Here is a 13,531-nt window from a genome sequence, read left to right on the forward strand (position 1 = left end):
CGTGGACGAGATCACGAAGGCGTTCCGGGATGCCGGACTGCTGACCGAGGACGAAGCCGAGGCCCTCGATCAGGGAACCCGCTCCGAGGCCAAGCCTCCGGCCGATCGGACCGGGGACGAGCCCGCAGACGACGGAATCACCAAGGCGTTCCGGGATGCCGGACTCCTGTAACAAATCTTCAGCAAGGCCGGGTGAGGGCAATCCTTTCGGCCCGCCAGCTGCGTGTGAAACGCGCTTCTGCCCGACCTCGAAACCGGCGTTGACCCTAGCCATGGTCCGCCACTGGAGCTGTGGATCGTTGACCTGACATGCCAAGTCGGGTGTTTGGCACTGCGGTCCACAGCTCCAGACCCCCGTAACACCCCAGGGCAAGGAATCTGAGCTATACCGCCAAATCCCCGGGACTCGTCACACCGGGACGAGGTTCCGTGCTGCCCAGATTCCTTGCCCTGGACCGGAAAACCCCACTATGGAAAAGAGGTTGCCCCATGACGAACACCCTTACGTGCGGCGGGTGCCCGAACACCTGGACCGGAGTCTCCCGGGCCCATTGCTCGGCCTGCCACCGGACCTTCGGCGGCGTGGTCGGGTTCGACAAGCACAGGCACGAAGGCCGGTGTCGAGATCCGCTCTCACAAGGGCTCACGCTCAAGTCCGGCATCTGGGTCCACCCGGCCCCGCCCATGGCGTCTACGGCCTCTCCCTTGACCGGGAACGAGGTCTCCGCGTGAAGTCCCGGGGAGCGAAGCTCCGAGGTGTCGGCGCTCGGCTCCGCCGATGTGCCTCCCGGTTCTGGCTGGACCTCGTGCTGATCCTCGGAACCCTGGCCGCGTTCGGCTGGTGGATCCTGCTCTTGGTCCAGGCGGTGGGGCGATGAGCGTCCGCTACGTCCCGGACCCGGTACAGGTCCCCGCCCAGGTGCCCGTCCTGGGCCACAGATGCGCCGCAAGGCACCGGACCGCCCTCGCCTGGGTTCGGTGCGCGTTTCCCGGTCCGAGGCCGGTACAGGGCCGCACAGGCAGGCTCGTGGTCGTACACCCGTGCCGCGTCCTCTCGGCCGTGATCGTGGATTCCGAGGCCGAGGCCGAGAAGGCCCTGAACTGGTCGTGTTCGGGCCCCTGTCTCCGGGACACTCACCAGGTCTATGCCGTGAGCCGGAAACCCTTGCCGGACAAGCTGATCCCTGGACCGGTCGAGCTTCCGGCGTTCGATCCGAGCATCGATTCCCTGTAACCACAACGAAAGGGCCCCGGAATCCTGTCTCTGGTTGGGACCGGTTTCTGGGGCCTTCTGGCACTCGAACTGGGCCACGGCTGCATGGGTCACGGCCTGGACCCGGGACGCGAAGCGTGGCAGACCCGTAAATGGGGAAAGTTCCGCAATTGGGCAGTACACCCCCGGTCAGTTCGCGGACTTGGCCCGTGAGCGAGGATGGCGAGGCCTACAACATCGAGACACAGTCTCCATTCTCCGGCGCAAGTGGCTCGACAACGGAGGTACGGACCGTATCCGCATCCCGAAAGCTGAGCGGCTGGAAGCCGTTGCCGAACTCCGCGCGGCGGGGATGACGATTCCGGACACGGCCGCTGCCCTCGGAGTTAGCCCCAGCACTATAGATAAGGACTCCGCATCACGTAATTTTACGCGTAGCAGGGTCTCCACAGAGAGTGACCTAGCTCAGGTCCAGAGGAATCGGGACTACGGGGGATCCACCGAGTCCTGGGGGGTTTCGGTCTTGGTCTGAGGCTCTGGCCTGGGTTTCTTAGAGCAGAGTTCGGCCCAAGTTTCAGCAAAAGACCGGTTATACTCTGGAGTATCAAGTTTGATCTTGTGAGCTTGTGCCATGCGGGATACATGGGGTTGACTCTTGTCAATGGCCCGGGCTAGCTCAGCTTGAGTACACCCGGTTTCCTGAAGCTCGGTCCAGATCTCCCGTGCCGTCTCCCAGCGGTTGGCTTCGGTGCGGGCGGTCAGGTCTTCGTACTCGTGGGGCCTTACACCCGCGAAGCGCAAGCCCGCAATCGTGATCCACGAGTCCCAGTCTGAGGCTGAGTTATCCACAGGCTCAGCGCTCACTCTCCGTATAAATATCACGCCCAGGTAACGGTCACCCGAGCCGGGGCTTGTCCTTATATATGCGCGAGGGGTCGAGAGTTAGCCTTACCAGGTAAGTGTTGCCTCAGGTAACAGGTAACTTCACCCGGATGCGGTATTGACTCGGACAACTCGGCTCAGGAGGGCTCATTCCTGCCCCATGAGAGGCCCGTAGACGAGAGTAGAGTCCTTCTGAGGGTAAGGAACACCAGAGATGGGGTCTCAACGCCTTAGAATCGCGATCCTGGGGGCAAGGCCCAGAACGTGTACAAATGCAAATCGCGGCTGGCTCTGATCCGGTCGCTCCGCTCCCGTGCCTTCACCGACAAGAAAAGTTTCCTCGTACGCGGGCGCGTGGCTAAGGACTAAAGACTGTATATACCTGGTTACAAGATCCAGGAATATAGACCTTGACCTGGGGATACTAGGTCTAGATGAACTCGAAGAGTTCTTAAGTACTTATACCTAGAGTAACTAGAATCCTGTAAATTCTTACTCTAAGTGTAAGTTCCCAGGTCAAGAAGACCCGAAGGGTCATTAGGTATATATACTTAGAGTAATCAAATCTAGGAGATCTAGTTACTCTAAGTATAGATTCCAAGATCCAGGGCCCCTACGTCGAGCTACCAGGACAACCCCTTTAACGGGGTTAACTGGATCTTCAGTCCAGGGAGCCTGGATCTTGATCTCTGTTCCTGGTTACAGATAGTGATAAGTAACAGATTGATTAAGGAGTTATCCACAGGTATGGGGATCTTGGTCCTTACCGGTATGGGGAAGCGAAGCGTCGAGATTGGGGTTCCGTGAGTGACGAGGTACATACGCTTAGTTACTGGCCAGCGGAGAGCCTGATCCCACCCGAGCGAAGCGGGAATCGGGTGGGGCAGGACTCGGAGCGATCAGAGCTGAAGGCCATGGCCAGGGATCAGGCGTGCCCGGGGTCGGAGCGCAGCGGAGACCGAGAAGGCCGGGCACTCACGGACCAGACCTCGAAGACCTAGACCAATCCTGCGCCGCGGATTCGGGCGGCGATCTGATAGCCCAGGTCAGAGGCTTGGACTGATCCTCATTCACTAGACCAATGATGCGAGTGATGAAGGATTGATTCAAGATCCATGCGGATGTGGATCATGTTCCGAGGCCCCCTGGCCCGGGCCCCCTTCCATGGGGGTCCTTTCTAGGACGCGGGGTTTGCCTTCGGCGCACCTGCTAAGCAGGATGAAGCCCCATTTTTGGTACAAACCCTGGTACAAACCCTCAGGGCCTTAGCCGGTCGGAAGCCTGTTCCAGGTGCAATCCACCCCTCGAAATCCGGGAACTCTCGCCTACGGGCATCTCAGAGCCGGGAATCGGGCATTCTGAGGACATGGGAAGGCCCCCGATTCCGGTGGCAGAGAATCGGGGGCCGGGCCTGTGGAGCTAGGGAACTAGGCGGTCTGTTCGAGCGCGGGACTGGCAGCCTCGGTCTCGGATTCCTGTTCCTCCCGCCAAAGCCTCATGTCCCGAAGCTGTTCCACGGTCATGGGGATCTCGTATCCGTTCTTCTCGATCAGCTTCCCGTCTCTGTCATCGAAGACTTCGCCGTAGTCGGTGATAAGCCATCCCATGGTCTCGTACCTCCAAAACAGTTGTTGCAACGTCCGTCCCCGGACTTGAACGTCGATCTCAGATCCGATATCCGATGCCGGTCCGGGTAGGGCTCGTTTTCCGTACACCAGGTGTCCACCCATTCGGCCTCCGGATTGTCGAGGACCGAAATCCGGTAGTAGTGGGCCACGGGCTGGAATTCGCCGAAGACCCGGACTGCATAGCCTCCGGATCGGGGATCGGTGCCGGGGACTTTCACGATAAGGGCTTCCGGATACAGGCCGGACACCATTCGGAATCGCGGAACCCCGTAGCCTTCAGCTCCCACCGAGGATGCCTTTCCGGGTTTTCGGATCCTTCGGAACACCACGGGACCAGCCACGCGATACGAAAGTCGCCGAGTTCGGTTTTCCGGTATCTGTGGGCTTCGTGCTTGAAGATCCGGAGTGCGAAGTCGGCCGACCTGCCTGCGTAGTGAGGACCCGTGCTCATGACCTGAGCGTCTAAGAGAGGTGACTCACCGTGAAGGGAAGATCCGGGGGAAGATCGGGGAAGATAGACTCAGGGCCATGGCCGAGGGACCGAACGCCCAGCTCCGGCAGGCACGGGAGGCGATGTCTTCGCGCCTGTACCCGGGCACCCCGATGGGCCGGGATGAGTTGTCGGCTCTGGTCCGGGACTGGATCACGGCCCAGGATCCGAAGGGAAGGCTCTCGGCCTTCGACGCCAACCACCTGGGCAAGCTCGAACGAGGTTCGGTCCGGAGGCCCGGGGCTCTGGTCCGGGCCGCTCTGTGCTCGATCCTGGGGGCCTCGGAACGGGATCTGGGACTGGTGAGCGCTCAGGACCAGGAACGGGTGTCTCAGGCCCTCTCAGGGCGAGTGAGGACCGATTCCAAGGCTCTCCAGGCCATAGCCGAAGTCCTGGCCTCGGTCCGGAGGCTCGAAGATGCCACCAGTGCCGGGGAAGTGATTTCCACGGTCGAGGCTCAGCGGTCCATGGTCGAGCGATTGGCCCGGAATTCCCGGGGGCCGGTTCGAGGTCAGGCGGTAGGGCTCCTGAGCGAATTGGAGCAGTATCTCGGGTGGCTCTCCATTCCCCTGGATCAGTGGAAGGACTCGGAGAGGCATTTGGACCGGGCTTCGAGCCTGGCCCTGGAATCCGACGACCCGGAACGGCTTTCCCTGGCCCTCTCGTTCTCGGCCTACCGTAATCTCAGGCAGGACAACCTGAGGAGTGCCGAAGCCCTGAACGAAGCTGCGGGCAGGGATCCCCGGGTAAATATCGGCCTGAGGACATACAACGAATTCCAGCGGGCCGAAGTCCTCGCCAAAGACGGGCTGAGGACCGAGGCTCTGAAGTCCCTGAGCCACGCGGATGAACTCGCGGACCGGTTGCCCGAAGACCCGGATGAACTCCCGGACTCCGGCTATTGGTACGTGCCCAGTTTCTTCCATGGGCAACGGGCGTTCGTTCTTCATGCCCTGGGCGAGAACAAAGAAGCGGCCCGGATCGCAAGAGAAGCAATCCGGGCCATGCCCTCGTCCTGGCGTGAGGCCGAGTGGGCCAGTCGCCGGAAGAAACTCGCGGAACTCGATTCCTAGCCCTCTCGCTCGGAGATCAGCTTCCGCCCGGCATCCGTCGCGGAACAACGCCAGAAGTCCCCGCGCTTGACGTACCTGGCCTTGATCAGGCCCAGTCGCTTGAGAACGTCGATGGTCGGGGCTTTGGACTTGGGGTGAACCCGGTCGGGATTCTCGATGACCAGCTTCAGAAGCCGGATCTGTGCGGGAGATACCTTGATCTTGGCTCTCTTGTTCCCGGGAAGTTCCTCAGCCGGGAGGAATGCGATATACGAGCCCGGGAATCCGGCGGGCCAATCCCCGCCCGCACCCATCATCACATCATCGGACAGCCCTAGGTGTTCGTGCAGATCCTCCGGGATCACGATTCCCGTAGTCAGCCCTTGCCAGTCGTATGAGAGATCCACCGTTATCCCGGCACTGAGCATGAGGTCACGGACCTGATCCACTGTCATTCCTTCCATGACCTCGCCGAAAGTCTTGCCGGTCGTCCGGTATTCGATGCGTGAAGGCGTCCGGGCTTCCGTGCTGAGTTCCTGGATCCGCACCGTTAGACCGTCCAGTTGCCGCGTGAGCGATTCAAAGACCCGTTCCGAGGGTGCGGACGGAAGGCGGGCTGAGATGTCCTCGTAGGCGCGTTCAGCCTGTTCAAGCTCTGCCGAGTTATCGCTTCCCGGGATGTAAAGGCGTTCTACCTGGTTCACGTTCCCGAGCAAATGGTTCATCGAGGTAAGCACCATGTCTTCCACGATGTCCCTCGGAGCAAGCCGGTTGTGTTTGCACACGCTCCGGTAATAGATGTATTCGCGCCCGGTCTTCTTGTTGACCCCTTGGCGAGCGTGGTGCAGGGACTTCCCGCATTCCGCACACTTGAGAACTCCGTACAAAGGCCCCGTTCCATGCTCCCGGTGCGGAGATTGCAATCCGGCCCGCCTGGAGATCTCGGATTGGATCTCTTCCCACCTCTGCGGGGTGACAAGGGCCTCAGCCGCTTCTACGGGGTTCCCTTCCTCGTCCCGGACCACGGTCCCCCCATTCGTGGACCAGCCCAACAATGAGGGATTGGTCAGAAGGTCCATGACGGAAGCGAAGAACCAGCGTTGCCCGGTCGGTTCCTTGCCCCGGTATTCGATCCCGGCCTTCTCGTGCTCACGCTTGGACCTGACCCGGTAGTAGTCCTGCGGGCTTGCGATCCCTTCTGCGGTCAGATCCTTGGCGATAGCGTCCACGGGTCGAGGCTCCGGCGGAAGGAATTCCTCGATGATTCGTTCCGTGACCGCTGAAGGTTCCGGATCCAGGGCGAGCGTCCAGCCCGGGCCCTTTTTCTTGGGTTTGAGCCAGTACGGGGCTCGGCCTCCGTGCCAGCGTCCGATACTGCGGAGATGACGTTGGGATCCCTGGGTGCGTTCTTGGATTGCCTCCAATTCGCCCTGGCTCATCTCCGAGAGAACGGTGGCCACGATTCGCCCGGTCGTGGTGTGGAGATCGATGTCCACGGTCGTGGTGTTGAGATTCTTTCCGTTCTCCAGGCACCAGGTGAACAGGGGGCCCAGACGCCAACCAGCCCCGAACCTGTCCAGCCGCCAGGCGACCGTCATGTCCCATCGATCAATCAACTCGGGGTCCGTGAGCCACGGTCCGAACTCCGGGGCATCGAACGGCCGGACCGAGCGGGAGAAGTTCTCGTCTATGGCCCACCCCACGAGTTCGTGACCCCGGGCCTTGGACCACTCGGTGATCAATTTCTTCTGCCGGACCACGCTCGTGCTCGTGTCCGTCCACTTGGACAGACGTACCCGGCCCAGTACTCGTGCCATGATTCCTCCAGGTCAGCAGGCTGAGAGCCCGGAAGATCCGGCCCCGCTTCTGCTACATTATGCGATTGTCATGGTTCGACGCGTCCGAGTAGAAGCCCTGCGTCGGCAGGCCGTTGTACGACGTCAGCGGCGAGTGCGGCGCGGTCGGGCCTTGCGCGGCCCAGCCGCCGAAGAAGTCGTACGTCATCACGTTGTACCAGTCGACGTACTGCGCGGCGTCCGCGTAATCGGTGACGTCGAGCTTGCCGCCGTTGCTGCCGTCGGCGGTGATCGCGGCGGTGACGAGCTTCGACGAACCGAACTTCGCCCGCACCGCGGCAAGCAGCTTCTTCAACGCGTCGGGACCGCTCGTGTCACAGGTGAGACCGCACGCGTTCGGGTACTCCCAGTCGAGGTCGATGCCGTCGAACAGCCCGGCCCAGCGCTGGTCGTTGACCAGGTTGTAGCAGGAATTCGCGAAGGCTTCCGGGTTCTTCGCGGCCTGGCCGAAGCCGCCGGACCAGGTCCAGCCGCCGAACGACCAGATGATCTTCAGCCCGGGGTGCTTGGCCTTCAGCTTCTTGAGCTGGTTGAAACTGCCCGCGAGCGGCTGGTCCCAGGTGTCGGCGACGCCGTCGACGCTGCCCGCCGCGTCGTAGGTCTTCTGGTAGTCGGCCCACGGGTCGCCGATCGCGCAGCCGCCGTTCGTGACGTTGCCGAAGGCGAAGTTGATGTGCGTGAGCTTGTTCGCCGAGCCGGACGTCTCGATGTTCTTCACGTGGTAGTTGCGGTCGTAGATGCCCCAGTCGGTGAAGTAGCCGACGACCTTGCCGGACGCGGCCTCGGTTCTCGCGGGGGCCGCGGCCGAGGCGGCGGGGACGAGCGCGGCCGCGGCGGCGAACGCCGCGGTCGCCAAGGCCAGCAGGCGGGTTCTGCGCAAGCGAAGCATCATTGCTCCCTTCAGGAGTCACCGTCGGTGACGAGGCAGTGACGGCGGGGACAAATGCACCGTAAGTGGACTAGACCACCAGGTCAATGGTTTAGACCATAAAACGGACATTCGGCGGTACGCGCATTCCTTGACAGGCATATGCGCCGCGAGGCAGATTTCCGGGGTGATGCAGACCTTCGACGTGCTGGCCGAACCCCGCCGCCGCGCGCTGCTCGACCTGCTGCTCGAGGGCGAGCGGTCGGTCGGCGAACTGGTGGCCGAACTGCGGCTCAGCCAGCCCGCCGTGTCCAAGCACCTGCGCGTCCTGCGCGAGGCGGGGCTGGTGACCGTGCGGGTGTCCGCACAGCGCCGCTGCTACCGGCTGCGTGCCGAGCCGCTGGCCGAAGTGGACGCGTGGCTCGCGCCGTACCGGCAGTTCTGGGCCGACCGGCTCGACGCGCTCGAACAGCGGCTGGACGAAACCGAGTGAGGAGCACGCCGTGATCCGAGTGGACGGCCGGACCCTGCGGTGCGCCGACGTGGTCACGGCGGCGCACACCTACGGCCCGCTGGCGATCGACGTGTCCATCGCCGCGCTGCGCGCCGCCGAGCACTCGTGGAAGCTGGCCGAGGACCTGAGCACCCGGCGGGTGGTCTACGGCCGCACCACCGGCGTCGGAGCGAACAAGGACGACGCGGTGGACGAGCCCGCCGAACACGGCCTTCGCCTGCTGCGCAGCCACGCCGGCGGGAGCGGCGAACTGCTGCCCGACGGCCAGATCCGCGCGATGCTGCTGATCCGGCTCAACCAGCTGCTGGCCGGACGCTCCGGAATCAGCCCCGAGCTGATCAGCGCGCTCGCCGAAGCCGTGCGCACCGGTGCCTTGCCTGTCGTGCACCGCCTGGGCGCGATCGGCACCGGCGACCTCGCTCCCCTCGCGGAGACCGCGCTCGCATTGGCCGGGGAACGCGAGTGGGCGATCGGCACGGTGCCACCGGTTCCGGTGCACGCGGGTGACGCGTTGGCGTTCATGAGCAGCAACGCCGCGACGCTCGCCGAAGCGACCCTCGCCGCGATGAGCCTGGACACGCTCACCCGCGCGAGCCACGCCGTCGCCGCGCTCACGTACGTGGCTCTCGACGGCAACCCCGAGGCGTACGCGACGCCGGTGCACGAAGCACGTCCGCACGCCGGACAGGTGGCGTGCGCGGCTGAGATGCGTCGACTGTTGGGCATGCACGGCACCCCTAAGCCGGGTCGGCGGCTTCAGGATCCCTTCGGGCTGCGCGCTTTTCCTCAGGTGCAGGGTCCGGCGCTAGACGCGATCCACTATCTGCGCGATGTGCTCGCTGTGGAGATCAATGCCAGCACGGAAAATCCGATGATCTCCACCGTGCACGGCGATGCGTACCACCACGCGCACTTCCACACCGCGTACGTCTCGACTGCGCTCGACCAAGCCCGCGCGACAGTGCATCAGGTCGCGGAGCTGTCCGTGGCCCGGTTGGGAGACTTGGTGGAACCGGAGTTCACCGGGTTGCGGCCGTTCCTCGCGGTCGGGCCGCCCGGGAGTTCCGGGGTGATGATCCTGGAGTACGTGGCGCACGACGCGCTGACCGAACTGCGACAGGCGGCATTGCCCGCGACGCTCGGGACCGCCGTGGTGTCGCGCGGGATCGAGGACCACGCGAGCTTCTCGACCCAGGCCGCACGGGCGGCTACTGCGGCTGCTGGGGCTTACCGACAGGTACTGGCTTGCGAACTGGTCGCGGCGGTGCGGGCGTTGCGGATTCGGAAGGCGGAGCTGGTGGACCTCCCGGTGCGGGCGGCGTACGCGGCCGCGGTGGGGGTGTTGGACGAGCGGTTGGAGGATCGGCCGTTGACTGAGGACATCGCCAAGGCAGCCGGAGTTCTGGACGAACTGGCGCGGATCTGAACCCCGGCGATACGGATTCAGCCGCGGGGCCACTCTCCGCGCTTCGCGATCTCCAGCACCAGCGCGGCGATGTTCCACGCGTCGTCGTCGCCGCGATGGTGGCGGCCTTCGAGCGGGAGGCCCGCGACGGCAAGCGCTTGCGCCATTCCAGGGCGGCTACGCAGACCGCGGGCCGCGGTGAACGCGACCTTCGCGTTGGTGTGCTGTCGAGTGAACGGGTACTCGGTGCCGGTGTGGCGGCATTGCCGAGCGAATTGATTGCGGTCGTAGTCTCCCCAGCTGGCCCACGGCAACTCCGCCGTGCGATGCCGCACCGCCAGCGTCCGGCAGGCCTCCTGGAACGACAAGCCGCCGTCCACTTCGGACTGGGTCAACCCGGTCAGCTCCGTGCAGAACGGGCTCACTTCCGACCGGGCCGGACGGACCAGTATCCGGTGCTTGGCCACCCGCTCGCCCGCGCGCAGATCGACGACCGTCAATCCGATCTCGATGATCTCGCTGGCCTGGCCGGGCGGCGGCTGTTTCTCCCAGCAGGTCGCCTCGACGTCGACCACGTTCAGGAAGTCCGCTTCCATGCCAGCGAGTGTAGAAACCGAAGACAGCCGAGGCACTCGAGTTTCCGCGCAGACTCAGTCCTCCGCCAAAGCGTCCCGCCGCAAAGCCGTGAACAATTCCTCCGCCCGCCCCCGATCCCGGGCCGCGGCAACGCAATCGCCCCGCCAATCCGACATAGCAGCATGCGCCGCACTCACCCGTGCGTGCAGGTAAGGCGAACCCACCCGCTCAGCCAGCGCACCCGCCTCCTCCAAACTCTCCCCCGCCGCCGAAAAGTCCCCGCGCCGAAGAAAAGCCAGCCCCTGCACCCGAAACGCGTCCGTGCGGGCGAGGATGTGCTCGATGTGCTCAGTGCAGGCAACAGCCTCCGCAGCAGTCTCCCCGGCAGCAACCGGATCCCCGGCCGCCAGTTGTGCTTCGGCGAGGAATGGCAGTGCGTCGGTCATCTGCCAGCTTCTTTCCCCTTGCAGTGCAAGCAAAGGCAGCAATCGGCGCACCCCTCGCTCGGGGCGGCCCGCGCGGACGTCGTTCTCCGCCAGCTGGGCGGACGCATTGCAGATGATGTCCGCATTGTCGCTCTCTTGGCCCAGGCGGATCACTCGGGTCAGGTCGTCGGCCGCCACGTCGTAGCGGCCGCAGGCTGACCACAACGCACCCCGGCCGATGAGGGCCATCGCGCCGCACATCGGCGAGCGGCCGTGTCCCGCCAGTTCTAGTGCCTGGCTGAACCGGCGCAGTGCGGCGCCCCAGCGGCCGACGTAAACCGCGCTCGCGCCGACGTTGCAGACTGCTCGGCTGAGCAGCTCCCGGTCGCCGAGTTCTTCGGCCAGCCGGAGGATTCGCTCGAACTGCCGGTCGGCCCGGGTCAGTTCGCCGCGGTAGTGGTGCAGCACAGCGACCCCGGTCAGCGCGCGGACGACGATGTCCCGGTCGCCGCACAGTTCCGCGGTGGCTGCGGCGGTATGCAGATCCGCCAGTGCTTCCTCGTTGCGGCCGAGCAGGCGCAACGCGAGTCCTCGGCGCAGGTGACCGCCCGCTAGACCATGCTCGTCCCCCACCGACTCCGCCGCGACGATCGCGGCCGTGGAGACCTCGACGGATTCCCGGTAGCGCGTGCTCTGGTAGAGGTTCGCGGCGCGAGCCAGCCGCAGCCGCACGGACGATCCGCCGGGGCGGTCCTCGGTCAGGGTCGGCGCGATCCGGGCCAGGCCTTCGCGCGGAGTGCCGCGTTGGTAGTGCAAATACCCGATCCTCGCGATCACGAGGCGTTGCCGTTCCTCGTCGCCTTCCTTGCGGTACACCAAAAGCGCGCGTTCGGCGGCGGCGAGCGCGGCGTCGTACCGGCCGGCTGCGGCGAGCGCGTCCGCCCAGGCTTCGGCGGCTTCGGCGACGGCGGCCTGGGAACCGGTGCGGTCCAGCAGATCGACCAACGCGCCTAAATGCTGGGCAGCCGTGTCGTGCGCGGCTTGCCTGCTGGCTTTTTCCGCTGCGTGCCTTAAGGTCTGCGCGGCGCGTTCGGTGTCCTGTGCGTGTGTGTAGTGGTAGGCCGCCGCTGCGCCGCCCAATGCCTCGGCGAGTCTGCGGTGCAGTGCGTGCCGACGGCTTGGCGGCAAGTCTCCGTTCACTACCTCGGCGACCAGTTCGTGGGTCAGCCGGACGCCCTCGGCGTTCTCGTCCAGCAGCCGTGCGGTGTGCGCGGGAGCGAGCACTTCGGACAATTCGGCCGGATCGAGCCCGGCAGCCGCGGCCAGGACGTCCGGGTCCATCCGTTGCTGCCCCACCGCCAGCAGGGTGAGCACTTCGACCGTCCGTTCGGGCAGCGAACCGACCTGCCGCCGCACCGCGTGGGCGAGTCCCCACGGCAGCTCCGCGGGCGGTTTGCCGGATCTGCCCAGTACGTGTCCCAGCTGGACCAGGAACAACGGGAGTCCGCCTGCCAAGCGGAGCACGCGGTCGCGGGCGGATTGCCCGACCTCGGTTCCGGCGCTGTGGTGCAACAGCATCGTCGCGTCCTCGTCCGCCAGCGGGGCGAGCGAATGCTGTGTCACCAAGCCCTTCCGGTACAAATCGAGCAGCGTGTCGGCCAACGGCTCGGCCGCGGCGATTTCGGTGTCGCGGTAGGCAGCGAGGAAGCGGACGCGATCCGGCCGGACGTCCTGGACGAGCGAAGCCAGCAGCGCCAGCCCGTCCGGACCGGCCCATTGCAGGTCGTCCAGGATCACGAGCACGCCGCGGCGTCGCGCCAGGGTGTCGAGAAACCGTGCTGCTTCGGCGAACATCTGCCAGCGGGCCGGAGCCGGTTCGGCCGTGCGTTGTTCGGGAAGCAGGAACGCCAGGCCGGGTCCGGCGGGATGTTCGGAAACGTGCCGCGCGAACGCTTCGGAGAGCGGCGCGTACGGCTCTCCGCCATAACGCGAGCACGCCGTCGAGAGCACCACCGTTCCCCGCGCCTCGGCCAGTGTCGCGGCTTCGGCGAGCAGCCGGGTCTTGCCGATTCCGGTTTGTCCCGCGAAGACCAGAAACGGCCTTCCTGTCCCGGAAATGTGCTTGTCCAGCAAGGCGTGTTCCTCGGTGCGGCCGATGAGGTCCGGCGCCGGACGGGAAGGCGGAACCGGATGGTCTGGCGGCTGTCGCCTGCCGCGCCGGGCGGCCGCGAGCAGTTCGGCCCGGCTGTCCTCGGGCAGCGCGAGACCGTCGGCGAGGAGTTGCACGGTGACTCGCCGCGGATGCCGTTGCCCGCGTTCGAGATTCCCCACGCCGCGCGTGCTCAGCCCGCAGCGCTGGGCCAGTTGTTCCTGCGTCAGCCCGGCTGCCCGGCGCAACCGGACCAGCGTCCGGTCGAACGTTTCCGCAGCGCCGTCCGGCATGTCCCTGCACCTCCTGCCGCTCCATCGTCGCTCGCGCCGGGGCGCGGGACATCCTCCGAAGGTCGGGTTCCTCCTCCCGGCACAACAGCCGGTTGTGCCGGTTGTTCCTGGTTCCGCACCGCCTCGGTGAAATCCAATGGCGGCACCGCTTTTCGCCCGTCTTCCGGGCAGCGGCGTACG

General features: G+C 65.1%; 10 protein-coding genes and 1 pseudogene. 6 read left to right on the plus strand and 5 right to left on the minus strand.

Going from position 1 to position 13,531, the window contains the following annotated elements; genetic code table 11:
• Position 1 precedes the first annotated feature (1 nt).
• From DMP23_RS04955 to DMP23_RS47990, 3 genes are all read left to right on the plus strand, one after another.
• A complete protein-coding gene (locus DMP23_RS04955) occupies positions 2 to 172 on the plus strand; it encodes a hypothetical protein (protein ID WP_337820295.1) in 171 nt (56 codons plus the stop codon).
• Positions 173 to 489: 317 nt separating this feature from the next.
• Positions 490 to 732 carry an FDXHR family putative zinc-binding protein gene (locus DMP23_RS47985; RefSeq protein WP_443111247.1) on the plus strand — a complete coding sequence of 81 codons (243 nt, stop codon included), beginning with the start codon at positions 490 to 492 and terminating at the stop codon, positions 730 to 732.
• Positions 733 to 1,415: 683 nt separating this feature from the next.
• Positions 1,416 to 1,745 carry a helix-turn-helix domain-containing protein gene (locus DMP23_RS47990; protein ID WP_443111248.1) on the plus strand — a complete coding sequence of 110 codons (330 nt, stop codon included), beginning with the start codon at positions 1,416 to 1,418 and terminating at the stop codon, positions 1,743 to 1,745.
• Positions 1,746 to 3,522: 1,777 nt separating this feature from the next.
• Here the strand turns inward: DMP23_RS47990 and DMP23_RS04960 are convergent.
• Positions 3,523 to 3,825, minus strand: coding sequence for a hypothetical protein (locus DMP23_RS04960; protein WP_337820296.1), 303 nt, complete (start codon positions 3,823 to 3,825; stop codon positions 3,523 to 3,525).
• A gap of 426 nt (positions 3,826 to 4,251) precedes the next feature.
• On the opposite strand from DMP23_RS04960, the gene DMP23_RS04965 reads away from it, so the two are divergent.
• Entirely contained in the window at positions 4,252 to 5,286 is a 1,035-nt protein-coding gene (locus DMP23_RS04965) for an XRE family transcriptional regulator (protein WP_337820297.1), read from the plus strand.
• On the opposite strand, the gene DMP23_RS04970 is transcribed toward DMP23_RS04965, so the two are convergent.
• Both DMP23_RS04970 and DMP23_RS04975 read right to left on the minus strand, forming a co-directional pair.
• Entirely contained in the window at positions 5,283 to 7,082 is a 1,800-nt protein-coding gene (locus DMP23_RS04970) for a recombinase family protein (protein WP_337820298.1), read from the minus strand. The two genes, DMP23_RS04965 and DMP23_RS04970, sit on opposite strands and share 4 nt — an antisense overlap.
• A gap of 76 nt (positions 7,083 to 7,158) precedes the next feature.
• Positions 7,159 to 8,010: pseudogene (locus DMP23_RS04975) on the minus strand (glycoside hydrolase family 18 protein); the annotation flags it as partial.
• 169 nt (positions 8,011 to 8,179) lie between these two features.
• Here DMP23_RS04975 and DMP23_RS04980 point away from each other — a divergent pair.
• Both DMP23_RS04980 and DMP23_RS04985 read left to right on the plus strand, forming a co-directional pair.
• Positions 8,180 to 8,482, plus strand: a complete 303-nt coding sequence (locus DMP23_RS04980; RefSeq protein WP_182890918.1) for an ArsR/SmtB family transcription factor — start codon at positions 8,180 to 8,182, stop codon at positions 8,480 to 8,482.
• Positions 8,483 to 8,492: 10 nt separating this feature from the next.
• Positions 8,493 to 9,929, plus strand: coding sequence for an aromatic amino acid ammonia-lyase (locus DMP23_RS04985; RefSeq protein WP_337820299.1), 1,437 nt, complete (start codon positions 8,493 to 8,495; stop codon positions 9,927 to 9,929).
• A 17-nt stretch (positions 9,930 to 9,946) separates the two neighbouring features.
• On the opposite strand, the gene DMP23_RS04990 is transcribed toward DMP23_RS04985, so the two are convergent.
• Together DMP23_RS04990 and DMP23_RS04995 are read right to left on the minus strand one after the other, a co-directional pair.
• The gene (locus tag DMP23_RS04990) at positions 9,947 to 10,504 is read right to left on the minus strand and encodes a 3'-5' exonuclease (RefSeq protein ID WP_337820300.1); all 558 of its coding nucleotides are present in this window, start codon (positions 10,502 to 10,504) and stop codon (positions 9,947 to 9,949) included.
• 54 nt (positions 10,505 to 10,558) lie between these two features.
• Positions 10,559 to 13,351 carry an ATP-binding protein gene (locus tag DMP23_RS04995; RefSeq protein WP_337820301.1) on the minus strand — a complete coding sequence of 931 codons (2,793 nt, stop codon included), beginning with the start codon at positions 13,349 to 13,351 and terminating at the stop codon, positions 10,559 to 10,561.
• Between the last annotated feature and the right edge of the window lie 180 nt (positions 13,352 to 13,531).

Origin of the sequence: Amycolatopsis sp. A1MSW2902 (assembly GCF_017312175.1) — a bacterium.
Classification (GTDB): domain Bacteria; phylum Actinomycetota; class Actinomycetes; order Mycobacteriales; family Pseudonocardiaceae; genus Amycolatopsis; species Amycolatopsis nivea.